Source organism: Patescibacteria group bacterium (assembly GCA_028711655.1).
GTDB lineage: Bacteria > Patescibacteriota > Patescibacteriia > Patescibacteriales > JAQTRU01 > JAQTRU01.
In genome coordinates this window covers 1-23894 of the sequence record JAQTRU010000014.1, presented here as the reverse complement: position 1 = coordinate 23894, position 23894 = coordinate 1, and the positions used below count along the sequence as shown (strand labels likewise).

Below are 23894 nucleotides of genomic sequence, written 5' to 3'. Positions count from 1 at the left end.
GTTTTCTTCTAATTTGTAACCATATTCCGGCGTAATTTCGTAATTGTCCACTAATTTTTCCGCTTCTTCTACCGGAATAGAATTGCGCAAAAGGATTTTCGGGACGCCATGGAGGGAAAAAACTTTGTCAATCAATTTGTCATCGAGTTCAATTCTAGCCCTGATTGATTCAATGCCCAGACTGTCTCCTTCTTTTCCTGTCATGCGGGCATTATCGCAGGCCGGGTCGTCGCAAATCAGATAAAATTCTTTTTTTGTTTCATCATAGCCGACTTTTTGCGTCGCTAAAAGTTTCAGGTTTCGGGGAGTTTGGCAACGGGGGCAGACCACGCGGTATTTCATGCGTTCGTCAATTACCGCTTCCGGAATGTTAATCGCCGCAAAAATATCCGGGTCCTGCCGATAATTAATCAGGTCGCGGAAATAAAGGGAATAAGAAACCTGGTCAAGTTCGCGGGGAAAGCCGTCAATAAACAAGGTTTTTCTCGGCATTTTGTCAATTTCTCTCTTGACCAAGGTAAGGATAAATTCAGTCGGCAATAAAGTTTTTGTGTCTCGCGCCAGAAGCGCTTTTATCCCTTCGTCAATGGAAATGTAGCCGCGGTAATTTTTTTCCAGATATTCCATCAATTCTTTCATTTTATTTTCATCGTCAATATCCTTATGCACGCTTCTGACCACGTCGCCGACGGAAATATGGCCGATTTTTTCTTCCCCGAATATTTCCATCATTAGCTTTGAGTAAGTGCCTTTGCCGGAATTTTTTTTGCCCAGCCAGTAAGCGATAAAAGTGTTATTCTCCAAATACTCTTTCAGTTTTTTAATTTCTTTGCCGGCCTTGGCCTCAAAATATTTTTTTCTTTCCGCCGGAATTGCCAAATTAAAGTTTTCGGTTAAATTCTCAACTTTAGTTTTGGATAACTCTAAAGGAAAGTCTTGTTCGTAGTTTTTCATGTTTTTAAAAATAAAATAATAAAATAATAAAATAAGTAGTTCCGTTTTTTATGTTATTTTATTATTTTATTATTTGGTTTATTTCAGATGCTCTTTAATTTTTTTGCTGATTTCGGCCGGGGTCAAACTGGCTTTAACCCAGTAATCGGCCGCTCCTAGTTTTTCCCCCTTGGTCTTATCTTCATTCGTGCCCAAGTTAGTGAGCATAATAATGGGTATGTTTTTTGTTTTGCTGTCGGCTTTTAGTTCTTTCAGGACGGAAAAGCCGTCTAATTGGGGCAGAATCACGTCAAGCATTATAAGATCCGGTTTTTCTTTCCTGGCGGTCTCTAAGCCAATTTGCCCGTCGTTAGCCACCAGACAGGCAAAGCCGTCAGCCTCAAATTTGGTTCTGTACATTGAACAAATCATTTGGTCGTCTTCCACGACGAGAATTTTCTTTTTGTTGCCCATATCACAAGTTAAGGATCACCAGCTCCATATCTTCGGCCGGCAGATCTCTTTTACTGATTTTTAATTTTTCTTCAATCGTCGGTTTAAGCCCCAATTCTTTAATGAACTTATCAACTCCGTCAAGGCTTATTTTTAAATCCTTAGTTTTGTAATGCATCGGGATAACTATTCGCGGCTCAATTTGGGAAACGACTTCCACCGCATTTTTGGCGTCTAAAGTGTAAGTGCCGCCCACAGGGATTAACAAAATATCGGCTCCGCCCACTTTTTCCAATTGTTTGTTATCAAGAATATGGCCCAAATCCCCGAGATGGACTATGGTAATATCGTCAATTTCAATCCGATACATTATATTTTTTCCCTGCTTAGCCCCTCCCTTGTCGTCATGATAGGACTCTACGCCCTCAATCATTACTCCCTTCCGATCGTATTCGCCGGCGCTGTCAATTATAAAAGGATTGCCGCGCAGAGCGCTTGTATTATTATGATCCTGATGGTTATGGCTGACAGTAACAATATCCGCCTCAAAGTTAGGCACTTTTAAGCCGATGGATTTGTCAAAAGGGTCGGTGACTAAAGTTACGCCATCCGGAGTTGTTTTGTCTTGGATCTTAAAGCAGGATTGTCCTAGCCAGGATATGTACATATAAGATTATATATAATAAAAATAGGTTAAGAAACCTATTTTTATTATAGCAAAATTAAGGTTAGTGTCAATGTCGGGTTATTTTTGCTTTATTAGTCTTTTTTTATTTGGCTTTTTGGGGCAGGCCATAGTCCGTTTCTGTTTAAAAAGGATTTTTCGTGGCCAAGTCATTTAGATTTTGTTTGGCAAGCCTCTATATTTTTAATAGCGGAATAAAATTTGCCACACCCTTTTTCAAAAATCCATTTTAGACAATTTTTGTATTTTTTAATTTTTACTAACCCTTCTCGGCTTGTTTAGTCTCTAAGTGATATTTAGATATTCTCGCCAAAGCAATATTTTTGCCTTTTTTCGGGCAAATTGAGTTTTTCCCAATTCAAGGGCTATTTGGCAAAATACATGCCGTCGTCATCGTCTGGTGAATTTTTGTTATCTTTATCTTTTTTAGACGCACTATCAGATGTTTCTGCTTCTTCTTCGGACAGCTGTCCAGCCGTCCCCACGTCTTCTTCGTCTTCAGGCGGCTGGTCAGCCGCCTCTACATCTTCTCCCTCTTCTTCGTCCTCATCTTCCAAATATTCATCCGGTTCTTCGGCCTCTTCTTTTTTATGCAAACTTGTCTCGCTTACGCCTTGATTAATTAAATCTTCATATTGCTCTGGGCTTACCATTATTTCTCTGGGCTTGGCTCCGTCTGCCGGACCGACTACGCCGCTGTCTTCCAGAATATCAAGCAGGCGCGCGGCTCGGGCATAGCCGATGCTTAAGCGCCTTTGCAGAAAAGAAGCCGAAGCTTTGCCGGAATTTATGATCAATTCCTTGGCTTCTTCCAACAAATCATCTTCGTCCTCGCCGTCGCCGTTAAAACCTACGCCGGCAATGCCGTGGACTTTCTGTTTTTCCGTTATGCCGTCAACGTAATCGGGCTCGCCGCCATTGCCTCTGATATAATTTATAATTCTTTTTATTTCCTGGTCCCCAACATAAGCGCCTTGCAACCTTTTCGGCTTAGAAATTTCGGCTGTAATAAAAAGCATATCGCCCTGGCCGAGCAATTTTTCGGCGCCAAGGGCGTCTAAAATTGTTTTAGAATCTACCCCGGAAGCCACGGAAAAAGCGATGCGGGTCGGCATATTGGCTTTGATTAAGCCGGTGATAACGTCAACGCTGGGCCGTTGGGTGGCTAAAATTAAATGGATGCCTACCGCCCGGGCCATCTGGGCCAGCCGGATTACTCCGCCTTCAATATCCCGTCCGGCCGCGACCATTAAATCCGCCAGTTCATCAATGATAAAAATTATATAAGGCATTTTCTCCTGCCCGGGTTTTAGGCCTTCGTTATAGGTTTGGATGTTTCTTTTGTGGGTTCGCGAAAGAGTTTCAAAACGTTGGTCCATTTCATTAAGGCACCACTTCAAAGCGTTAATGGTTTTGTTAACATTGGTGATAACCGGAGTTAAGAGGTGGGGAATAGAATTGTAAATCGGCAATTCCACCCGTTTCGGATCAACCATGATAAAGCGCAAGTCATCCGGATTATTTTGATAAATAAGGCTTACTATAATGGAATTAAGGCAGACGGATTTTCCCGAACCGGTAGCGCCGGCTACTAAGAGATGAGGCATTTTATTTATATCATAGACCCAGCTTTTTCCGGAGACGTCTTTGCCCAAGGCTACGGTTAAATTATTTTTCCTTTCTTTAAATTCTCCGCTTTCCAAAATTTCCCTTAAACCCACAATGGCTTTGGTCTGGTTTGGCACTTCAATGCCGACCAAGGCTCGTCCGGGTATAGGCGCTTCTATTCTTATCGGGTGGGCGGCCAAAGCCAGGGCCAAATCATTATTCAGAGAAGTAATACGTGACAATTTAACGCCTTCGGCCGGCTTAAAGGTATATTGGGTAACGGTCGGACCAACGCTTACTTCTCCCATTTCCACGGCAATGCCAAAATTTTCCAAAGTTTTTTGAATTATAAAGGCGTTGTTTTTTATGTCCCCGCTGGTTGGTTTGCCGACTTTGTTGTTTAAGAGGGATAGGGGCAAATCTATTTTTACACCTTTGCTTTTCCAGGCCAGCTCCTCTTTGGATTTTTTCTTTTCCGACAGGGGTTCTGTAAATTCTAAATTTTCGCCTACTTCCTTATTGGAAAAGCCTATCTCTTTTTCTTCTTCCTCCTCCTCCTCCTCTTCCTCTTCCTCTTCCTCCTCTTCCTCCTCTTCCTCTTCTTCCTCTTCTTCCCGGTCTTTCTTGCCAAACAATTTTTCCAACACGGCTTTAAAAGGATAGAAGACAGAAGCAAAAATGCTTTCCGAGCCGATTAGTTTATTTAAAGAGGTATCAAGCATGAGCATCAAAGAAATAAGCAGGAGGCCGATTAAAATTATTAGGCTGCCAAAGAAACCGATGATATTGTGGAAAATTAAGGCCAGGTACATTCCCAAATAGCCGCCGCCTACGCCGTCGCCAGCCGTTAATTTCCAGAGGTCCACCTCAATAAAAAAATGAAGAAGCGCCTGGAAAGAAACAACAAACAGAAACAGACCGAGGTAGTTAGTTCCCCTTATATAATATTTGTCCTCGTTATAAAGAAGCAGTCCAAGGATTATAAGAATTATTGGGAAAAGCCACTTGCCCCAGCCAAAGGCTAAGACCAGGCTATGCGCCAGATAAACTCCGAGGCTCCCAGCCAAGCCAAATAAGCTTAAAAAGCCGATGATGCCAAACAAGAGGATTAAAACAATAAAAATACCTTTTTTTGTGTCCGGGTCTAAATCTATCTTGGGCAGGGCAATATAATCCAAAGGGTCTTTTTTGCGCCTATATTTTCTTCTAGCCATAAATATAATGCGAATTTCGCCAAGTTTAATTATTTTTTCTGTTTTTATTATATCACACTAAAATAGCAAAAAAAAGAGCCTGTTCTTATAGAACAGGCTGATTAGGGATTTTCTTCTTGATGAATTCAATAATGTTGCTGACGACCATTAACGCTTGGCTGGTCGCCCGGCCACTAGCCATAATGGCTTCGCCGACAGGGTTTCCCGTCTGGACTTCTTCGTTGGAAATTTCAATCTTGAATTCCTCTTCCAGGGCCATAATAATCTCGATCCTGTCCAGGGAATCCGCCCCCAAGTCATCCATAAGCGATGATTCAGGCATTATTTTTTCTGGATCAACGCCGAGGGTGAAGGCAATTATACTAATCACCCTTTCTTTAACTGTTATTTCAGCCATCGTTTACCCTCCTTGTTCGGTTTATGAGGATGAAAAAAACGGGAAAAGCATGATTATCCATTATAGCCGAAATTCCAAAAAAGTCAACCCGATGTAAATAGTTATGTAAAGCAGGCCTTGACAAGGTTATTTTTATATGCTAAGATAGCAAGTTAACAATTAAAAGGCCGATTTAAACGGGTCAGGCACGACAAGCATGGGGATTTTCTTATTAGGGTTTTTAGGCCCATAATAGGAAGTGAAAGAAGTAATAAATGAATCCAGAAATGCCGGTCAATAATGAAGAATTTTTTGTTTTCTGTTGTGGGCTTAAGAACACCTGAAAGAAATTTTCTTGCCTGCCCGTTTAAGCCGGTCTTTTTGTTTTTAAAAAACACGGTTTTGGAGCCGTATTTTTTTATTATTCTATCTTATTGCTGGTTTACGCCTTATTCTCTGGATTTTTTGGCGAGATATGCTATTATTAAACTATAATAGACCTTTCCATTTTAACGCGGAGTAAATATAATGTTAACTCATGAGCAGATTGTAAAGGTAGAGAAGCTCAATCGTCAGATTGAGGAGGGGCGTCAAAATCAGACGAGGACTCCTTCTGGACGGAGGATAAAAATTCCGCTTGTCTTCAAACCGAGTCCTGATGGACGAGAAATATTTATTGTGCGTAAGTAAGTAGATTCTCGGAAATAAAGAACCGCCTGATTTTTATAGGCGGTCTTTTTTATTTCAATAATTTTTTTTACTGCCCGACATCAGCGCTTTCGGGAGTTGAAGACGCGGTTGTTAATTCTTCCACCCCAATTAAGCAGACTTCCTGCCAGGGGACATAATGAGAGGAAAATCTTTTTTCTTTCACTTCCGGCGTGGCCGTGGCCGTGGTTGACGGATAGGTGACTTTATAATCAAAGTAAGCGTCAGCGCCGTTATGGGCTTTTTCCGTACATTTTTTTTCTCCCGGCTTTAAATCCAAGGTTTCCACAATTTTTGTTGGTCCGGGCTTAACGATGTTATAAATTACTGGATCCGTTTTTTCCACGATTCTTCCGTCTTTCGTTCCCCAAAAATCAAAAAATAAATCGTCTCCCTCAATTCTAGTCTGGATTAGGATATGGCTGCCGGTATCGTTGATAAAGCGGACATCGGGCCAGGGGCTGTAAATCGCGGCGTCTGTGCCGGCCGGTTCATAATAGGAAACCCGGTAGGAATGGTTTCGCCGGGAGGTTATGGGCAGGCCAGTCGCCAAAGCGGCCCTAAACATAGTAGTGCCGATTTGGCAAAGACCTCCGCCATATTCCGGAATAGTTTCATTGCCTTTTATGACTAATTCGGGCAGATAGCCGGTTTTCGCTTCAATTTTGCCCAGGGCTTTATTCAGGGAGAATTCTTCTTCCGGTTTTATTAAAATTCCGTTTAAGGAAAAGGAGCCGATTTTAATGTTATGGCGCCGGTTAGTCGGAGAGCCGGAAAAATTAGATTCTCCCGTGCCGATGATTTCTTTTATGCCCAGATCATTTATTTCCCCGGTTTTTACGGAACTTTTTATTTCTTCGGCTATCAGTTCTGCGGTATTGTTTTTGTTGATAATGAATTCGGATTTGATTTTGGCTATATTGTCTTCAATTTTCAGCTTTAGGCCGTCTCGGCTTCCCTGGAATTCTGTGACCCGGCCATTGTCTGCTTTAAATCTGGCTTCAACCGGCTCTTTTTCTATTTCCGCGGCGATTGTTTCCTCTAAAAATTCGGTCAATTTTTTCGGATCTAGGCTAACGGCTATTTCTCCGTTTTTTTGGCGTTCCAAGGCCAGAATATCAGCCAATTCTTTTTTATCTATAATCCATTTTTTATTTTCATAAGTTAAGGTAAGGGGAGCGGTTTCCAAAATTTTTTTCGCCGCCGTTTCAATGTTTAGGCATTCATTTTTATGGATAGTCGGGTAATCTGTTTTGGTGGTCAGTTCTATGGGGGAGAAATTTAACTTATTTAATTTTGTTTTTAATTCCTCCAAGCCTTTTTCGTAATCTATAATTTTTCCCAATCTTTCCTCGCTGACGGAAAAAATAATTTCTTCGGGATTGGCTGGCGTGGTGGTAGCCGCCAATTCGGCGTTTTTGCCGGGATTTTCGAATTTTTCATAGTTGGATTTGAGAATTTTTTTTATTTCCTCTTCGTTCAGGATATAGATTATTCCCGCGGATTTTCCAAAAAGCAAGGAATCTATTTTATTTTTTAGATTATTAAGGGAATCTCGGTTGCGGCCAAAAGCAAAAATTTCTCCGGCAGTCCGCTCCGGCTCAAAAGATACAATTCGGTAAGACAGGTCGGTCTCCAGGGAAACGACGGTTGGGGCAATGGCAGCCCGCTGGTTATTGTATTTAAATTTTAATCCCTCTTGGTTAAGTTCGTTGATTTTTCCGCCCAATAGTTTTTCCGCCTCTTCTTTTGTCCGTCCGCCCAAGTCAATATTTCCGATTTTAATTCCCGGATAAATCCTGCCTTCATATTGTTTTTCAAAAATCAGCAGGGCGGCGGAAGATATAATCAGAAAAGCAAAAAAAACAGCTACAAAGACAAGTAGCCATTTTAAAGCTTGATTTTTATTAGGGTTAACGCCAAAAAGCATAAATTTTGCCTTATCAATCTTTTCCCGTATTTAAGAGTTCGTTTAAAATATCTTTGGCCAGTTCTTTTTTATTTTTTTCTTTTTCCTCGTCCCCAATAACCGTAAAAGCCAAAATCATTCCTTCTTTTGCTCCGGCCGGCAGCATATTTTTTGGCCAAACAATCGTCTCTCCATCTTCGGTTTTTAAAACAGCTTTTTCATTTTCAAAACGGTCAATTGTCAATGGATATTCCATATTTTTTATTTTTCTTTTATCTTAACGGAGATTTGCTTGGCAGCTCTGGATCGAGGCAGAATGATTGTCAAAACGCCGTTTTCCAGGATTGCCTCAATTTCTTCAGCCTTGACTTCCACGGGTAGGATTATGGAACGGGAAAAAGAACCCCAATAACACTCCCGATACAAATAGTTTTCATCTTCTATTTTTTCGTTTTCCTCCCTTTTGCCCCTAATAGTCAGCATATCATTGTTTATGGAGATATCTATATCCTCCGGTTTGACCCCGGCGATAGTGGATTTCACCACAATCGCTTCGGGTGTTTGGTAAACATCAATAGACAGCTGGCCTTCTTCGTAATCTTCATCTATCCACCCATTTTCTTCGCTTGCCTCCGCGCTCTCTAATTCCGAATTTTCCTCCGGGTCGCCTTTCTCTCCCGCCTTATTATCAATTCTGTTATCAAAGCCGGCTAGTTTTTTAAAAAAATTTCCCATATTAATAATATAAAAATAAAATAATAAAATAAAAATTAATCTTTTTAAGTACAATTATATTATAAGAGTATTATTGTTTTTAGGCAAGAGTTTATCGCGCGGGCTTAAGGGGGATCGCCCCAAGATAAGCCCCGAATAAGCTTTTGCCCCGCCAAAATTGCGTTCAGGCGGGGAAAGGCCTTCGCGATTTTTGTTGAATTTGTGGGCGGCACAAGACTTGAACTTGTGACCTTTACGATGTCAACGTAACGCTCTAACCAGCTGAGCTAGCCGCCCAAATTTAAAAATCAAATTTTTACCAACTGTCTGTTCCGCTTTTGAGGCGGAAAGCCATAAACCCGTTTCCAGCGCGCTTGTGCGCCCGGATGGATTTGAACCATCGACCCCCACGTTATAAGCGTGGTGCTCTAACCGCTGAGCTACGGGCGCTCTAAAAAGAATTTAACATTATATTGATTTTCTGGCAAGAAGAAAACTCCTTAAAGAGGGAGTTTTTTTAATTTTTCTTCTATGAGTCCGGTTATTTCTTTTTCCGCGGCGGCTAGCGGTTTATTGATTTCCGCCTTGGCCAGCCGTCTGTCGCCAGTAGGATTATATTCTTTGATTAAATCCATTGAGTCAATGTTTTTTACCGAATAAACGAATAAGCCGGTTGTCGGATAATTAAATTTTTGGTTACTTTCCCCGTTTAGAGATAAATCTCTAATGGGGTTTATTCCGTTTTCGGTTGTGTCATTTTCCGGCAGTTTTTCGTAGATAATGGCGATAATTTTTGCCAGGGGGATATTGACGATAAGTTCGTCAATTACTTCGCTTAAATCTTCCTCCCCGGCTCCGGTTTTCAGGAAATCAATATGTGACAAAGTTGACCAGATTAATTTATTTTCCAGGGATTCATTTAGGCGGGCCAGCACCCGGCCCCATAATTTTAAAACGTTTAAAGTGCGGGAGCGGTAGAGCATATTGACGATCTCTTCTCGGCGCGCGCCCATAGAAATGAGTTCGGAGGTGGCGTTTAGAGTATGGGGGGTGATGTTTGTGGTTTTAAAGCTTCTGGTTTTGTAAATTATGCCGGTTAGCAGGCAGGTGGCGATGTCTTCGTCAATTAACTCCCGAGAATAGCTTTCAAACAAAGAAAATAAAATTTCGGAAACGGAGACCGCGTTCAATTCTATGAAATTTATTTGCCCGAACCCTTCGTTGTCGCTTTGGTGGTCAATATTTATTATTGGAGTTTTATAAAAGAATTCCGTGTCATTGTCATAAATTTTACCGAGCGATTCCAGGTCGGGAGCGTCAAGGGTTATAATTAAGTCATACTTAAATCCGCCGGTGGAAGAAGTTATGTCATCTTGAGTAAAAAAGCCCTCTTTGGGGGAAATTATGAAATTTAAACTGTTTTTTTCCAGTTTGTATTTTATTTGGCTGACCTTGGCATTAGTAATGTCCAGAGAAATTATAAATTTGCGGAGGTTTTCCAACTCATTTTTTATTTCTGAAAAAGCCGGCAGAAAAGAAAAAACTTTTCCGACCGCCGGAGGGGCTGCTTTTGTTTTTGGCATTTCCGCCGCTATTTCCGCGCTTTTCCCCAATCTTTTTAAAAATAAAAATAAAGCCAGAGCGCTGGCAACCGAGTCTCCGTTCCAAACACGGGAGAAAGTTATTAAAATATTGTTAGCTTTTTTGATTTGCTCAAAAATTTGCTGTTCCTGATTTAGCATAATTAAGGTTTGTTTCCGCAAAAACCGGCGGGATTTAATTATTTTGTCAGTCTTTAAATATATATTAATTTATCATCGGTGTCAAGTGTTTATTCAAGTTTTTAAGCCGAATTTTCTTTGCCGGCTTTTTTTATTTTTCCACTTGGCAAAAGGCGATTAAGGGGGATTTTCCCCTCTCCTTACTATACCTCACCCCCAGCCCCTCTCCTCCCCAGTCATACGATGGGGCAAGAATTAGGAGAGGGGCTGGTGGTTGACTTTTTGGCAAAAAGGAGGTATAAAATAAAGGGGTAAAATATACTCCATTCTCTTCTTCAAACCTTTAAGGTTTTTTAGCAGATTAAAAATTATAATAATCAAAAGGGTTTAAAAACAGAGAAATATCACTGAAAAATAAACTTTTGTTCTTTTAATAAGGAGGTGGTCTGTGTGGCCACAAATGAAACAGCGAACAACGCTACAGCCTTTGGTATGACTGTATGTATTGGATTTTTGTTTTCTCCGCTTACAGCCCCGGCCGGCATATTTGGGATTATCGGCATTCCGATTGCTAGGGCTATCAGGGCCGTATTGGACAGTCAAGCAGAGAAAAACGAAGAAAAGGAAAGAAACGAAACGGAAGAAAGAGAGGGTAATATCATGAACATATCAAGTACATTGCCAATGGTGAGAACGGGTATTTCGGGTCTTTTTGACCACGATGATATTTTTCCTTACAGCAGGTCGTATACCACGCCGATATCTCCGTTTTTGTTTTCTCCAAAGCCAGAAAACACCATTGCCGGGTTAAATCCGGATTTGGGCGCCAGCCTGCTCCGGACCCAATCCGGCAACTCTGCGCTGGGTAATCTTGCAAATTCTTTGGTAGCAACCGAGTTTGCCAAAAATGGCTGGGGCACTCGCGCTGGTGTCAGGACGAAAAGAGGCTTCTTCGGAGGCGAAACGACGGAAATTTTCATCGAGCCGATTAAATAATCTTTGCCAAACATCAAACAACGGTCCGTTTAATTCAAGCGGGCCGTTTTTTTAACCTGACTTTGTTTATTTTTATACTTTACAGTTTATTTTGCCAAATTATCTGCGAGATAAAAATAATCAGGGTGATGATGAAAAGCCAGACGATATTACAGAAAAATAAGCGGACCGCTTTTTCTTTTTTACCGTTTAAATAGAGATAAATCGGTCGACCAAGGACTAAAGAGGCGGTGATAAGGGCGGAGAAGACAAAGAGCATTAAAAAAGCGATCGGGCCCCAGAAAGTGTCTTCTTTGCCGAAAAGCTTTTCGCCGTTTCTCATAACCAGGGCTACGATTGTGACGTAGGCGAGTACGCCGATTGAATAGAGCAGGCTTTGGGCGCAGAGCCCGCAATTTTTATAGTCTATTTTAAATAATTTCATAAAGTTTATAATTAATAGTAAATTACAAATTCTAAATAAATTACAATATTCAAAATTCAAAACATTTTTTTAATTTTTTGGTTTGAGTTTTAAATATTATAATTTTGAATTTATTTGTAATTTGGTGCTTTGAATTTTGTGCTTGGCAGTTAATACCTAACCAACTAGTTTTTTGTATAATTTTAGGTACTCTTTAGCTGATTTATTCCAGGAAAAGTCCTTTTTCATGCCTCTTTTTTGCATTTTTTTCCATTTCCTCGGTTTTTTATAATATATATTTAGAGTTTCTTCTAAAGTTTTGGCAAAGGCTTGGCTTGAAAAATTAAAGAAAGAAAATCCTACTTTTTTATCAACAGTGTCGGCCAGCCCGCCCGTAGCGCGCACAATCGGCACCGCGCCGTAGCGCATCGCGATCATTTGGCCCAATCCGCAGGGTTCAAAGCGGGAAGGCATTAAAAATATGTCCGAAGCCGCATAAATTAGCTGGGCCAGTCTTATGTCAAAAGTAATTTGGGCGCTTATTTTATTCGGATAAATTTTCGCCAATTTTTTCAGCTGGTCTTCGTATTTTTTTTCACCTGTACCCAAAAAAACGAACTGGCAAGGGAGTTTAGCGGCTTCTTCGGCAAAAAGCTCTAGCCCTTTCTGCCAGGCTAATCTGGAAATAAGGCCGGCCAGAGGGATGTTTTTATCCTGTTTTAATCCAAGCTGCTTTTGCAGAGCCAGTTTATTGCCCGTTTTTTTATCCAAAGTTTTATAAGTGTAATTCTCCTTTATGTATTTATCCTTGGCCGGGTCAAAAAAATTAACATCAATTCCGTTCAGGATTCCGGAAATTTTATTTTGGTTTTGCCTGATGACTTTTTCAATGCCGGCCCCGTAAATGGAAGTGGCGATTTCTTTAGCATAAGTCGGACTCACGGTATTGGCCAAATCAGAGCTGACAATGCCTTGGACCATAAAATTTATATCTCCGTCTTGGGCATCGCGGGATAAAAATTTTGAGGAATCTTTTTTTAGATTGCCGGTGGACAAAATTCCTATTTCGGATTTTCCCTGATGGTTTAAATTGTGTATTGTGTAAAGAGTTTTAATATTTTTGAAAAAGGGATCTTTTGAAGCCTTGATCAGATTAGGGATAAGGGCGGTATGGAAGTCATGGGTGTGGATTATATCCGGCTGGAATTTTAGTTCCGGCAGAGCTTGCAAAACCGCCAAAGAGAAAAAAAGAAAACGCTCGGAATCTTTATCGCCGTTGTAAAATTTTTTGCCGCCTTTATAGATTTCTCTTCCCCCAAAATATTTCGGACAATCAAGAAGATAAACCGTTAGGCCGTTTATTTTAACCCGCCAAACATTTATCTTCAAATTCTTTCCGCCGCTTTTTATATTAACGCCTGTTAATATTTTTTTGGCTTTGATTTTTTTCTTGTCGATTGACCCATAAGCCGGAAGAGCCACGCGGACATCGCAACCAAGGTTGATTAACGCCGGGGGCAGGGAACCGACCACGTCGGCCAGCCCGCCAACCTTAGCCAGGGGCGCCATTTCGGATGCGGCCATTAGAATTTTTAGTTTATTTTTCATATAACTCCTACGAATTACGAATTCATTACAAATCTACAAATACTAAAACAAACATCTTGATATAAAATTTGTAATATTTGTATTTGATTTGTAATTTGTAATCCTTTTAAATACCATTAAGTTTTTCGCAATCCACCAGACGACTTTTTTAGTTTTCATTTCTTTTTTAATTCGGGCTGTAAGTTTTTTGTCTAAAATGAAATTTTTAGCCTTGAATTTTTCTATCCAGTATTCGCGCGGCTGTTCGTTGATATGGCCGATGCTTCTCGGGCCCTGTCCGGGCGTGGCCGCGGTAAAAACTATCAGGGGGGACGCTTTAGTTAAAGTGTCAACTAATGTCGGCGCGCATTGAGCGGGCAGGTGTTCGGCTACCTCAAAGCAGAGGCAGAGAGCAAATTGTTTTTTTAAAGAGAGGGGTCGGCAGAGATCATAAATTTTAATTTTGCCCCTGACCGGCGATTCTTTCTTGGCGGCCGGTGAGCCGTCTATCCCCTTAATTTTTACGCCCCGTTCGGAAAATCCTTTTAAATAAATTCCGGCTCCGCAGCCGATATCAATAACGCTCTGGGGATGAAAATGCTTTATTAGAATATTGACGGCCGCTTTGGCCGAAGAACTTTCCAGTTTTATGGTATTTTTAAAAAACCGTTGGTCGTAGATATGAGTTTCCACCGCCATAGAATTTTAGCCGATTATTTTATTTATTCCTTTTAAATATTTTGAGTCCACTTTAAAATATTGCCAAGAATTTTGGAGAGGAAAATTTTCTCCCTCGTGGCGGTGGAAATCCGAGCCGCCGGTGGTTATAAAATCAAATTCTCTGGCCATGGCCTGGGCGTACATGACCGCGCCGACAGAATGATGGGGAGAAACTACTTCAATCCCGTCCACTCCCATTTTTTTTAATTTTTTCAGAAGTTTTCTCCTTAATTGGTCGTGCTTGCCCGGATGGTTAAAAATAAGCTGGCCGCCGATTTTTTTTCTTAAAGCCAGAATTTTTTTTATATCCGTATAGCTTTCCCTTAAGATGCCTATGTTTTCATTGCGGAAATATTGGCCGATAATCTCTCCCTCCTGCGGATTCTTCATTTTTAATTCTTTTTTTATTTTGGTCTGGTTGGCCGGGATTTCCCAGATGTCATCAACGATGTGATTTAAGGGGACATAGTGGGTGTATTTATCCAGAATTTTGTTGATATCAATTTTGAATCCTTTTTTTGCCAATTTTTTTAGAATTTTTCTTACTTTAATTTTTCTTCTGATTTGGCTTACGCGCAAGATGTCATGGAGGCGGGCGTCTTTTTCGTCAAAATTAAACCAAAGTAAATTTAGCCTTATGCCTCCCAGTTTTGCGTAGAGTTCCAGGCCGGTGATGGGCTTAATTTTGTATTTTCGGCAGGCCTGCCTGAATTCGCCCAAACCGCTCACCGTATTGTGGTCGGTTAGAGCCGCTATTTTTACCCCTTGGTCAGAGACAAATTTAGCTACCTCGGTAGGCGATAAATAGCCGTCAGAATAGTTTGAATGAAGTTGCAAATCAATTAACATATGTTATTACAAATTCACAAATCAGAAAACAAATTCACAAATATTATCTGAAATATTAATTTTCATTTGTGTTATTCGTGATGATATTTGTGAATTTGTAATTATATATTTAGATTATTTTTTACTTTTTCTATCAAAGGTTCGGCTCGGTCCGGTTCGTTTTTATATTTTGTCAGAAAAAAGGTAGCGGTGCGGATAGCGGTCCAATTATAGTAATTATCAATCCGCTCTTGCAAACCTTTGTCTAGTTTTATTTTAGCATTCTTGAAGTAATTTTCCAAAAAAAGATTTTTGATTTTTTCGGCGTATTCTTCGTTGTTTATTTTTCTCATCAACATAAATTCAACCTGTTGCAAGAAACAACCCAGGTCCCGGGCAAAATCAGACAGGCAAATATCGGTGAAATCAATAATTGACAATTTCTTTTTTCCCATTTTTATAATGTTTTCCGGGTGGGCGTCGCCGTGAACAAGCCATTTTTCAGAAGTTGAGGCCAAAAAATCATCTTCTTTTTTTACAAAAATTTCATAAGCCTTTTTGTAGGCGCCATAATAGGCCGGATATTGTTTTTTTATATCGAGAAGAATCTGGCCACTGCCGGGAATAACGGTTTTGATTCGGCTGTTTTCTTCATTAAAATTATAGGCGTTTTCCGTAGACAGCCGGTGCAATTTGGCAAACCAAGCCGCGGCTTTGGGGACAATCGTCTCTATTTCTTTATAATCTTTTTTTCTTATGTAATGGTAAAGGTTATTGCCGCTGACGCCGCGGTAGAAAGTCGCCTTGAAGTATTCGGAATAAAAGAGGGGATGGGGAATGGTTAAAAAGCCTTTGGCAAAACCGTTATCCCATAAATATTTTAAAGCGTGATAAACATTTTTTCGCGGCTCTTCGCTATGGGCCGAACAGAAAATGGACAAAATTTTTGTTTTGCCGGCTTTGGCGAGGAAAGAAGTTTTGAATTCAAGGACGACATGGTAAGTCGTTTCCCAAACATGGCTTTTATGGGAGCGGATTTTTACTTTTTTAATATCAATAAAATCGGGGTACTTGGGCAATACCTCTTTTTTCAACAAATCTATAACATATTTTTCATCAAAGAGATTGTGGATTATATTCATGCATTACAAATTATCGCCGCTACAGCGGGATCCCGCCTACATAAATTGTAATAAAGTGGCGGGACAAATTTTTTACAAATTTACAAATACTAATCCAAACGCTTTAGTTAATATTTGTAAATTTGTAGCGGATTTGTAGATTTGTGGGATTATTATTTCTTCCAGTAATAAGTCCAGTGTTTTTTCCAGATTAGCTGCTTTATTTTTAAATATAATTTTTCCGCCTTGATTTTCGTTTTTTTAGTAGCAAGGTCGTCTAAAGCCCGGACAGACCGGATTAATTCATTAACCCCCCGTTCAATTTCATCCGGATTCCAGGAAAGCGGGCCGAAGATATGGCCAAAATCCCGGGCGCTCGCCCACCAGAAAGTGCAGCTGGCTAGACCTCTCACCAAATGCCAGCGCGCCCAATGGGCATTTTTGTCTTTTTTATATTTGTCCGCGGTTTTGTAGGCCAAATTTGCCAGTTCCCAGATGTTTTTTTGGATTTCATTTTTTTGGTCAAGCCAAAGCATGTAGGGCTGGTTTTTTTTTAATTCTTCTTCGGTTGATACCCAGCTGCCGGCGATGGGGCTAATTTTTTCTGTTTTTTTGCGTTCATCAATAAATTCAGAAATAGTTTTGGTTTTTAAATTCCGATTTTTTATAATTTTTTCAAATTCTGCCGTTGGGTCATTGTGCCTTAGGCCGTATAGCTCCGCATCTGTGGCCGTGATAACCAAGTTATGGTTTTTTTCTTTGGCCATTATCTCATTTAAAGTTTCCGGAATATAAGATTCCGAGAGCCGGCGGGAGCGAAAAATTATTTTTAAGCCGCTGTTTTTGTCTTCATAAATCTTATTAAAATCGGTCTGGCCCAATTTACCATTATTAGCAATTTCATCAAGAATTATCCATTCATAACCCAGTTTTTTTATTATTTTGGCCACTTTCCGGCCATAAGCCATTTCCGGAATAAAAAATCCCCGGGGGCGGAAATTTTTGCCAAAATGTTTTCGCAAGATTTCTTCATTTTCTTTGATTTGCCTGATTGTTTCTTCTTTCGGGATTAGAGGCAGGAGAGGATGATAAGCGGCGGTCCCTGTTAATTCAACTTGGCCTTTTTTCCTTAAGTTATTTAACCTTTTTAACAAATTTTCATAACCCAATTCTTCCCAACGCAAAATCAGGGCGCCGGTGACATTAAGAGTGAATTTCAAATCAGGATGTTCTTCCAAAGCCCTGATTATGCGAGCGTAGCTTAATTCCGTCGCTTCCTTAATCAAGCGGGCGTCATTATTAACGGGCTGGTAAAGATGTAAGAAATTAATCCAAAGCATGTAAAAATGAATAATGAATAATTAAAATTTTTGTATTCTGCCATTGCGAGGGAGCAGGAGCGACCGAAGCAATCTCTGGTAAAGGGGCACGAAGTACAATTCTCTTAAAAACGTCTAATTCCGATATTAATTCGGTTAATAGTAACTTATTTAACTAATTTGTTTTTTTCTGCTAACCAGAGATTGCTTCGTCCCGAGGCTTCAGGACTCGCAATGATATAAGTATTACTTTTGTCGCCTTCTCGGTTCGGAGACCGCGACGGGGTGGAACAATTTAATAATTTAGCAATATCCCCAATCCCTAATCCCTAAGTATCTAATTAACTAACACCTACTTTCCCTTCTGTCCGTTAATTTTCAAAACCTTCCGGTAAAGCAAAATGTATTTCTTCGCCGGTATTTCCCAGCTGTTTGACTCCTGCATAATGCGGGAAACTAAACTGCGCCAGGTGTCTTTATGCTTATAATTTTCCAAGGCCCTGATTATGGCTTCAAACAGGGACAACTCGTCAAATTGGCTAAAAACAAAACCGGTGCCCTTGCCCGTGGTTGGATTAAAATTCGTAACCGTATCATTTAAACCCCCGACTTTTCTGACAATCGGCACGCAGCCATAACGCATGGCAATCAGCTGGTTTATGCCGCAGGGTTCATGATAAGAGGGCAGGAGGAAAAAATCAGAGCCGGCGTATACCAAGGTTTCATATTTTTGGTTTTCCTCGTGGGAAGGGATAACCACTAATTTTTTTGGATATTTTTTTGCCAATTTTTCCAGTTCTTTGAGATAACCCTTATCTCCGGAGCCGATAATTATAAACTGAATATCAAACTGCAGCAGTTTATCGGCGATTTTTAAAATTAATTCAAAGCCCTTTTGAAAGGTGACGCGGGAAGTTGTGCAGAAAAGGGGGGTTTTTATGTCCGCCGGCAATTTGAATTTTTTTTGCAAATATTCTTTATTTAATTTTTTGCGGTGAATTTTTTTGAAGTCGTAGTTTTTAAAAAGTCCGGTGTCTTTGGCCGGATTGTAAGCCTTGTAGTCAATGCCGTTGACTATCCCGAATAGTCGATCCTGCCGGTTAGACAAAATTCGGTGCAGGTCCTGGCCGAATTTTTTTGTCATTATTTCTTCTCGGTATTGTTCGCTTACGGTATTGATAATATCGGCGGAAAGAATTGCTCTTTTGGCAAAATTAAGGTATTCAATTTTTTTGTCTGATGTATGGGGGATTCTCTTTCGGCCATAGTCTTTTGATTTGGCCGGCACCTCCCACCAATTATGCCCGAGTTGAAAAACCAAATTATGGATAGTAAAGACGGTTTTGGCTTTTTTCAGGGTTTTTGAGTAGCGAAAATCGGTTTTTAAATAAAAGGGGATCAGGCCGGCCTGCCAGTCATGGCAATGAACGATATCAGCTTCAAATTTCAAAAGAGAAATGAGCTTTAGGGCGGCTACGTCAAAAATTAAAAAACGGGCGTTTTCATGGCTTGACCCGTAGATGGCTTTTCTTTTGGAAAAATATTTTTTGTTTTCAATAAAATAAACCGGCAAGTCATCCATAAGATAGCCTTTCCAGTAATTAATTCTTACCGCTTCTTTGGAATTGAGATAAACTTTGATGTTATTGTAGACCAGTTTCAAGTTATCCCGTTTTTTTTCAATGGTTTGCCCATAAAGCGGGGTAATAACAATTACTTCATGCCCCAGTCTTTTTTGGGCCTTAGGCAAGCTGCGCGCAACGTCAGCCAGGCCCCCGGTTTTGGAAAAAGGGGCCGCTTCAGAAGCAATATGGACAATTTTTAATTTCTTGGACATTTTTGTGAGATTATTGGAATTATTAATATTTTTAAGATTTTTAGGACAATTGGCTATTGGCGGCGCAGATAGCGATGGCCAAGGCATCGGCCGCGTCATCGGGTTTTGGCAATTCTTTTAAACCAAGAAGCAGTTTTACCATCTTTTGCACCTGCGATTTTTCTGCCTGGCCGTAAGAAGAAACCGCCTGTTTAACCTGCAGAGGAGTAAATTCAACTGTCGGGATTTTATTCTGCCTGGCCGTAAGAAGAATTACGCCCCGGGCCTGTCCGACGACTGAAGCGGTTTTTACATTTTTGCAAAAAAATAATTGTTCCACCGCAATCAGCTTGGGCTTATATTTTTTTATTATTTTGTCGAGTTTTTTATTAATAATTTCCAGTCTTTCCCCCAGTTCTTCCTTGGGTGAAGTTTTTATTGATCCATATTCCCGGCAGGTTAATCCGGTTCGGCTGTTTTTTTCTATAATTCCAAAGCCGGTGTCAGCCAATCCCGGGTCAATTCCTAAAATCGTTTGGCTCATAAAGCTTAACGCATAACGCATAACGCCGTTGGTTATAAGTTACGAGAATTAAATATTGGAGATATTATGATAATAATCAACCGCATCTTCATTATTCTCTATCTCTTCAATAAATTTTTCAATTTTTTCCTTGTCCTCGCCGGCAATTTCCCGGCTTTCTTTGGCAATAAATTCCATATCGGCTGTTTCTGTTTTAATATTTTTTTCTTCTAAGAATTTTTTTAAACCCTGGAGATCCTCAAGGTTGGTGTAAATGGTTATGCCCTCTTCTTCCCGTAAAATATCTTGGGCGCCGAAATCAATAAGGCTTAATTCCATATTTTCTAATCTCACGTTAGCCTTGGCCAGTTCTTCTTTTAAAATTCTTATCACGCCTTTTTGAGAAAAATTCCAAACAACAGAGCCGAGAGAGCCTCCGTTTTTGGAAAATAAGTGACGGATGGAGGCCGCGGCCCGGTTACGGTTATCAGTTAAACACCTGACAATAAATTGGGATTTAGCCGGACCAAAGCCCTCATAGATTAGTTCGGCGACCTCTTGCCCGCCACCTTCTCCCGTACCTCGTTTAACTGCCCTGGCGATATTATCTTTGGGCATATTGGCCTGTTTGGCTTTTTCAATCGCCATTCGCAAGGTAAAGTTGATATTCGGGTCTCCTCCCTTTTCTTTGGCGGCAATGGTAATAAGGTTGGCAATTTTTGTAAATACAGCTCCTCGCTTGGCATCTACGACCGCTTTTGCTCTTTTGGTTGTGGCCCATTTGGAATGTCCCGACATAAAATGAATAACGAATAATGAATAATGCAAAATGAATAATTGGTAATTTTAGTAAAATAAATCAGGCAAGGCCTGATGACTTTAAATTAACACGAATTGAAATAAAAATCAAGGTAGTTTATAATAGATGTAGGGGGAATAAGTCATTTGTTTCCGTTACAAATTACAAATCAGATACAAATATTACAAATAATTAGGGAGAACGTCTTTTTCGTATTTGTAAAATTTGTAATAAATTTGTAATTTGTAACTTATAGCATTATGAAAGCAAAAAAATTTATGACTTTAAAAGAAAGTGAAATAAAAGGAGTAATTGAGTCTATCCAATTTTTGCCTGACCAAGTTAGGCAGGTTTTGACCGATGCCCGCTTAATAAAGATGCCGGCTTCTTGCGACAAAATAAATGAAGTCGTGGTTAACGGCATGGGCGGTTCCAATTTGGGCGCCGGAATCGTTAAGGCTGTTTTTTCTGACCACTTAAAAGCGCCCTTATCAATCGTCCCCGGCTACCGAGTGCCGGCTCACGTGGGTAAAAATACCCTCTATATAATTTCTTCCTATTCGGGCGGAACCGAAGAGCCGCTGTCTGTTTATAAAGAGGTTAAAAAACGGGGAGCAAAAATCGCCGCTATTACTTCCCGCGGAGGGGGAAAACTGGAAAAGCTGATGATAAAGGATAATATCCCCGGCTATATTTTTAAACCGGAATTTAATCCTTCAAACCAGCCGCGGCTGGGAATAGGCTATATGATTTTTGGCACAGCGGTGATATTGGCCAAAGCCGGCCTTTTCAAAATTAAAGTGAAAGAAATTGAGGATTTAATCGCTGATCTGGAAATTTGGGACCGGAAATTAAGGCCGGCCATAGCTAATAAAAACAATCAGGCGAAGAAGATAGCTGAAGCTCTTTTTGGCCGGCAGCCGGTATTGGTCGGGGCCGAATTTTTAATTGGAAATTTGCGGGCTTGGCGCAACCAATTTTGCGAGAACAGCAAAAACTTTGCCAGTTATTTGACTTTGCCGGAATTGAACCATTACGCCCTGGAAAGTTTGGCTAATCCCAAAAGCAATAGAAAAAATTTAATATTTTTATTTTTGGATTCAAAACTTTATCATCCGCGGGTGCAAACAAGAAGCCGTTTGACGAAGCAGGTAGTTAAAAGGAGCAAGATAAAGATCGTTAGCCATGCCTTAACGGGCAAAACGGAATTGGTTCAGGCTTTTGAAGTTTTACAGCTTAGCGCCTGGGTTAGTTTTTATCTGGCCATGCTTAACAAGGTTAATCCGGCGGAGATAAATTGGGTGGATTGGTTTAAGAAGCAATTAAAATAGATAATATGGATGTAAATTTAGCAAAAAAAATTTCAATTGAGTGCGTAAAAGAAGCCGGGCAATTTTTAATGGCTAATATCAACAAAGTCAAAGAAGTTTCTTTTAAAGCTAAAAGCGATATTGTTACTAACATTGATATTGGGTCTGAGAAAATTATAATTGATAAAATCAAGATAAATTTCCCTGAACACAGTATTCTTTCCGAAGAATCAGGCTTTACCGGCCAGCATACTGGTTATATTTGGATTATGGACCCGATTGATGGCACCATGAATTATTATCATGCCAGCGCCCCTTTTCGCGTTGCCCTTTGTTTGGTTTATCAGCAACAGCCGATAATTTCCGCTATCTATAATCCGGTTAAAGACGAATTATATTTTGCCGAAGCCGGAAAAGGAGCAATGTTAAATAACAGGAAAATTCATGTTGATGAAAATAATGAATTGAAAAAATCAGTTGTATTGACCCACATTTCTTCAAAAAAGGATGCCCGGGCTAGGACGATTCTTGCTCTTGACAGTATTTTTAAAAAAACACTCCATATGAGAATGTTTGGGTCGGGTTTAGCCGCGATGTCTTATATTGCTAGTGGTAAATTTGATATATTTTTTAATGTAAAAACATATCCCTGGGACATTTTGCCCGGTTCTCTATTAATTCAAGAAGCCGGTGGCACGGTAACCGATATTGAAGGCAAACAAATAACAATTGAATCTACCTCGGTTTTAGCTACCAATGGAAAGGTTCATGATCAGATGCTGGAATTATTAGAAGATATTTAACTGCAACACCATTTATTAATAGTTTTTAATACCCCGTCCGCTTGCGGCGGGGTAATTCATTAAAGGAATTAAATAAAGACGTTTAGTTTGGAATGGGTGGATACAAGACAAATTAGTTAATTGCAACTCGGGAAAAAATAAAATTAGCGCAAGCCTTTTAAAATTTTCAATTTGGCATTTATTGGCATTTAAAAATAATAAAATTAAAATAAAAAGGTGAAATTTATAGATTTCACCTTTTTTATTCACATAGATTCTATTTTTTTACTACCGGAAATTGCAAGCTAACCTGCGTCCCGACCCCTTCCATAGAGTCAATCATTATGTTGCCTTTCATCAGTTCTATAATTTGTTTGGTAATCCATAAGCCCAAGCCGGTGCCGGTAATATTTTTGGTTTTTTCCGTCTGGACGCGGTAGAATTTCTGGAATAGCCGTTCTCTGTCCGCGGCCGACATGCCGATGCCCGTATCTTTTATTTTTATTTCCAAAGTTTTGCCGTTATTTTTTTCAGAGGTCATTACTTCCACCCGGCCTTTTTCCGTGTATTTTATGCTATTGCCAATTAGATTAATTAAAACCTGTTTAAAGCGCTCATCGTCAATATTCAGCAAAGGCAATTTTTCTGTGTGGGGCTGGTATTTTAATTCCAATTTTTTTTGTTTTGCCTGGATCGACAGTTCCGCCATTATGTTTTTTATAATCGGACCCGGATCCTGCGGCTTGGCTTCTATTGCCAATCGGCCTTGTTCAATTCTGCTTACATTCAATAAATCTTCCACCAAAGAAGCAAGGCGGCCGGCAGCGCCTTCTACCATTTTTAAGCTTTCTTCAATTTTGCCGCTTACTTTGCCAAAAGAACCTTCCAGGATCATGGAGACATAGCCCCTGATGCCAGTCACCGGGGTGCGCAGTTCATGGGAGGCAATAGAAATAAATTCATCTTTCATTTGGTCCACTTCTTTTATTTTTTTGTAAAGAAGAGCGTAATCCCACAATCGGACAGCCGCGGCCAAAAATAGGATGACAATTAAAACTGTTAAAACCAGCAGAAAAATGGAGGCGTTGCGGTTATAATTAGTAAGATCGTCAACAATTTTGGAGGATAATTTCATAGTTAGCAGGACCTGTTTTTCTCCGGCTGAATCTTTCATGGGCATGGCTACCTGCCAGAACCGGCTTTCCCGGGAAAAATTGCCGACTAATTCTTCGCCTTCAGACGCAGCGGCCAATTTAAGGGAATCAGTGGCCAATCCGTCATTGTCCGGCTGCATCCAGGCTATTTTGTAATAGTAAAATTTTAAGACTTTTCCTATATCCTCTTTTTGGGACGCGGCGATTATTTTGAA

The 23894-nt window shown here is 40.1% G+C and carries 21 protein-coding genes, 2 tRNA genes and 1 pseudogene; 3 read left to right on the top strand and 21 right to left on the bottom strand.

What is annotated here, in order from left to right:
• The 11 genes and pseudogenes from PHQ42_02590 to PHQ42_02540 all read right to left on the bottom strand — a co-directional run.
• A partial coding sequence (locus PHQ42_02590; GenBank protein ID MDD5071601.1) for a nucleoside monophosphate kinase occupies nucleotides 1-954 on the bottom strand: 954 nt, incomplete at its 3' end.
• A 78-nt stretch (nucleotides 955-1032) separates the two neighbouring features.
• On the bottom strand, nucleotides 1033-1407 hold the full coding sequence (locus PHQ42_02585) for a response regulator (protein MDD5071600.1): 375 nt from the start codon (nucleotides 1405-1407) through the stop codon (nucleotides 1033-1035).
• A gap of 1 nt (nucleotide 1408) precedes the next feature.
• Nucleotides 1409-2053, bottom strand: coding sequence for an MBL fold metallo-hydrolase (locus tag PHQ42_02580; protein MDD5071599.1), 645 nt, complete (start codon nucleotides 2051-2053; stop codon nucleotides 1409-1411).
• Between the two features lie 383 nt (nucleotides 2054-2436).
• The gene (locus tag PHQ42_02575) at nucleotides 2437-4893 is read right to left on the bottom strand and encodes a DNA translocase FtsK (GenBank protein ID MDD5071598.1); all 2457 of its coding nucleotides are present in this window, start codon (nucleotides 4891-4893) and stop codon (nucleotides 2437-2439) included.
• Between the two features lie 181 nt (nucleotides 4894-5074).
• Nucleotides 5075-5290, bottom strand: a pseudogene (gene acpP / locus PHQ42_02570) (acyl carrier protein).
• Between the two features lie 736 nt (nucleotides 5291-6026).
• Complete coding sequence (locus PHQ42_02565; GenBank protein ID MDD5071597.1) at nucleotides 6027-7907, bottom strand: VanW family protein; 1881 nt, start codon at nucleotides 7905-7907, stop codon at nucleotides 6027-6029.
• 13 nt (nucleotides 7908-7920) lie between these two features.
• Entirely contained in the window at nucleotides 7921-8142 is a 222-nt protein-coding gene (locus tag PHQ42_02560) for a DUF3006 domain-containing protein (GenBank protein ID MDD5071596.1), read from the bottom strand.
• A 5-nt stretch (nucleotides 8143-8147) separates the two neighbouring features.
• Nucleotides 8148-8621: an Hsp20/alpha crystallin family protein gene (locus PHQ42_02555; protein MDD5071595.1), complete on the bottom strand. Its 474-nt coding sequence runs from the start codon at nucleotides 8619-8621 to the stop codon at nucleotides 8148-8150.
• A gap of 202 nt (nucleotides 8622-8823) precedes the next feature.
• Nucleotides 8824-8897: transfer RNA gene (locus PHQ42_02550), tRNA-Val, on the bottom strand.
• Nucleotides 8898-8977: 80 nt separating this feature from the next.
• Nucleotides 8978-9050 (bottom strand) — tRNA-Ile (locus PHQ42_02545).
• A gap of 50 nt (nucleotides 9051-9100) precedes the next feature.
• Complete coding sequence (locus PHQ42_02540) at nucleotides 9101-10342, bottom strand: DHH family phosphoesterase (GenBank protein ID MDD5071594.1); 1242 nt, start codon at nucleotides 10340-10342, stop codon at nucleotides 9101-9103.
• Nucleotides 10343-10813: 471 nt separating this feature from the next.
• On the opposite strand from PHQ42_02540, the gene PHQ42_02535 reads away from it, so the two are divergent.
• A complete protein-coding gene (locus PHQ42_02535; protein ID MDD5071593.1) occupies nucleotides 10814-11317 on the top strand; it encodes a hypothetical protein in 504 nt (167 codons plus the stop codon).
• A gap of 79 nt (nucleotides 11318-11396) precedes the next feature.
• Here the strand turns inward: PHQ42_02535 and PHQ42_02530 are convergent, their stop codons facing one another.
• The 9 genes from PHQ42_02530 to PHQ42_02490 form a co-directional block, all read right to left on the bottom strand.
• A complete protein-coding gene (locus tag PHQ42_02530) occupies nucleotides 11397-11741 on the bottom strand; it encodes a hypothetical protein (GenBank protein ID MDD5071592.1) in 345 nt (114 codons plus the stop codon).
• Between the two features lie 156 nt (nucleotides 11742-11897).
• Nucleotides 11898-13328 (bottom strand): glycogen/starch synthase, encoded by a 1431-nt coding sequence (locus PHQ42_02525; GenBank protein ID MDD5071591.1) that lies wholly within the window; start codon nucleotides 13326-13328, stop codon nucleotides 11898-11900.
• A gap of 42 nt (nucleotides 13329-13370) precedes the next feature.
• Nucleotides 13371-14006: a methyltransferase domain-containing protein gene (locus PHQ42_02520; GenBank protein MDD5071590.1), complete on the bottom strand. Its 636-nt coding sequence runs from the start codon at nucleotides 14004-14006 to the stop codon at nucleotides 13371-13373.
• A gap of 6 nt (nucleotides 14007-14012) precedes the next feature.
• A complete protein-coding gene (locus PHQ42_02515; GenBank protein MDD5071589.1) occupies nucleotides 14013-14876 on the bottom strand; it encodes a PHP domain-containing protein in 864 nt (287 codons plus the stop codon).
• A gap of 101 nt (nucleotides 14877-14977) precedes the next feature.
• Entirely contained in the window at nucleotides 14978-15997 is a 1020-nt protein-coding gene (locus PHQ42_02510; protein MDD5071588.1) for a phosphotransferase, read from the bottom strand.
• Nucleotides 15998-16149: 152 nt separating this feature from the next.
• Nucleotides 16150-17316 carry a polysaccharide deacetylase family protein gene (locus PHQ42_02505; protein ID MDD5071587.1) on the bottom strand — a complete coding sequence of 389 codons (1167 nt, stop codon included), beginning with the start codon at nucleotides 17314-17316 and terminating at the stop codon, nucleotides 16150-16152.
• 331 nt (nucleotides 17317-17647) lie between these two features.
• Nucleotides 17648-19132 (bottom strand): glycogen/starch synthase, encoded by a 1485-nt coding sequence (locus PHQ42_02500; protein MDD5071586.1) that lies wholly within the window; start codon nucleotides 19130-19132, stop codon nucleotides 17648-17650.
• A 40-nt stretch (nucleotides 19133-19172) separates the two neighbouring features.
• Entirely contained in the window at nucleotides 19173-19655 is a 483-nt protein-coding gene (gene ruvC, locus PHQ42_02495; GenBank protein ID MDD5071585.1) for a crossover junction endodeoxyribonuclease RuvC, read from the bottom strand.
• Nucleotides 19656-19703: 48 nt separating this feature from the next.
• On the bottom strand, nucleotides 19704-20432 hold the full coding sequence (locus PHQ42_02490; GenBank protein ID MDD5071584.1) for a YebC/PmpR family DNA-binding transcriptional regulator: 729 nt from the start codon (nucleotides 20430-20432) through the stop codon (nucleotides 19704-19706).
• 261 nt (nucleotides 20433-20693) lie between these two features.
• Here PHQ42_02490 and PHQ42_02485 point away from each other — a divergent pair, with 261 nt between their 5' ends.
• Nucleotides 20694-21764 carry an SIS domain-containing protein gene (locus PHQ42_02485; GenBank protein ID MDD5071583.1) on the top strand — a complete coding sequence of 357 codons (1071 nt, stop codon included), beginning with the start codon at nucleotides 20694-20696 and terminating at the stop codon, nucleotides 21762-21764.
• A 5-nt stretch (nucleotides 21765-21769) separates the two neighbouring features.
• Complete coding sequence (locus PHQ42_02480; protein MDD5071582.1) at nucleotides 21770-22546, top strand: inositol monophosphatase family protein; 777 nt, start codon at nucleotides 21770-21772, stop codon at nucleotides 22544-22546.
• Between the two features lie 256 nt (nucleotides 22547-22802).
• Here the strand turns inward: PHQ42_02480 and PHQ42_02475 are convergent.
• Nucleotides 22803-23894 (bottom strand): HAMP domain-containing sensor histidine kinase (locus PHQ42_02475; GenBank protein MDD5071581.1); only part of this gene is annotated, 1092 nt, incomplete at its 5' end.

Bases quoted from the DNA above. Each gene is read 5' to 3' on its own strand.
- PHQ42_02585 (MDD5071600.1), bottom strand. From the start codon at position 1,407: ATGGGCAACAAAAAGAAAATTCTCGTCGTGGAAGACGACCAAATGATT.
- PHQ42_02580 (MDD5071599.1), bottom strand. From the start codon at position 2,053: ATGTACATATCCTGGCTAGGACAATCCTGCTTTAAGATCCAAGACAAA.
- PHQ42_02575 (MDD5071598.1), bottom strand. From the start codon at position 4,893: ATGGCTAGAAGAAAATATAGGCGCAAAAAAGACCCTTTGGATTATATT.
- PHQ42_02565 (MDD5071597.1), bottom strand. From the start codon at position 7,907: ATGCTTTTTGGCGTTAACCCTAATAAAAATCAAGCTTTAAAATGGCTA.
- PHQ42_02560 (MDD5071596.1), bottom strand. From the start codon at position 8,142: ATGGAATATCCATTGACAATTGACCGTTTTGAAAATGAAAAAGCTGTT.
- PHQ42_02555 (MDD5071595.1), bottom strand. From the start codon at position 8,621: ATGGGAAATTTTTTTAAAAAACTAGCCGGCTTTGATAACAGAATTGAT.
- PHQ42_02540 (MDD5071594.1), bottom strand. From the start codon at position 10,342: ATGCTAAATCAGGAACAGCAAATTTTTGAGCAAATCAAAAAAGCTAAC.
- PHQ42_02535 (MDD5071593.1), top strand. From the start codon at position 10,814: ATGACTGTATGTATTGGATTTTTGTTTTCTCCGCTTACAGCCCCGGCC.
- PHQ42_02530 (MDD5071592.1), bottom strand. From the start codon at position 11,741: ATGAAATTATTTAAAATAGACTATAAAAATTGCGGGCTCTGCGCCCAA.
- PHQ42_02525 (MDD5071591.1), bottom strand. From the start codon at position 13,328: ATGAAAAATAAACTAAAAATTCTAATGGCCGCATCCGAAATGGCGCCC.
- PHQ42_02520 (MDD5071590.1), bottom strand. From the start codon at position 14,006: ATGGCGGTGGAAACTCATATCTACGACCAACGGTTTTTTAAAAATACC.
- PHQ42_02515 (MDD5071589.1), bottom strand. From the start codon at position 14,876: ATGTTAATTGATTTGCAACTTCATTCAAACTATTCTGACGGCTATTTA.
- PHQ42_02510 (MDD5071588.1), bottom strand. From the start codon at position 15,997: ATGAATATAATCCACAATCTCTTTGATGAAAAATATGTTATAGATTTG.
- PHQ42_02505 (MDD5071587.1), bottom strand. From the start codon at position 17,316: ATGCTTTGGATTAATTTCTTACATCTTTACCAGCCCGTTAATAATGAC.
- PHQ42_02500 (MDD5071586.1), bottom strand. From the start codon at position 19,132: ATGTCCAAGAAATTAAAAATTGTCCATATTGCTTCTGAAGCGGCCCCT.
- ruvC (MDD5071585.1), bottom strand. From the start codon at position 19,655: ATGAGCCAAACGATTTTAGGAATTGACCCGGGATTGGCTGACACCGGC.
- PHQ42_02490 (MDD5071584.1), bottom strand. From the start codon at position 20,432: ATGTCGGGACATTCCAAATGGGCCACAACCAAAAGAGCAAAAGCGGTC.
- PHQ42_02485 (MDD5071583.1), top strand. From the start codon at position 20,694: ATGAAAGCAAAAAAATTTATGACTTTAAAAGAAAGTGAAATAAAAGGA.
- PHQ42_02480 (MDD5071582.1), top strand. From the start codon at position 21,770: ATGGATGTAAATTTAGCAAAAAAAATTTCAATTGAGTGCGTAAAAGAA.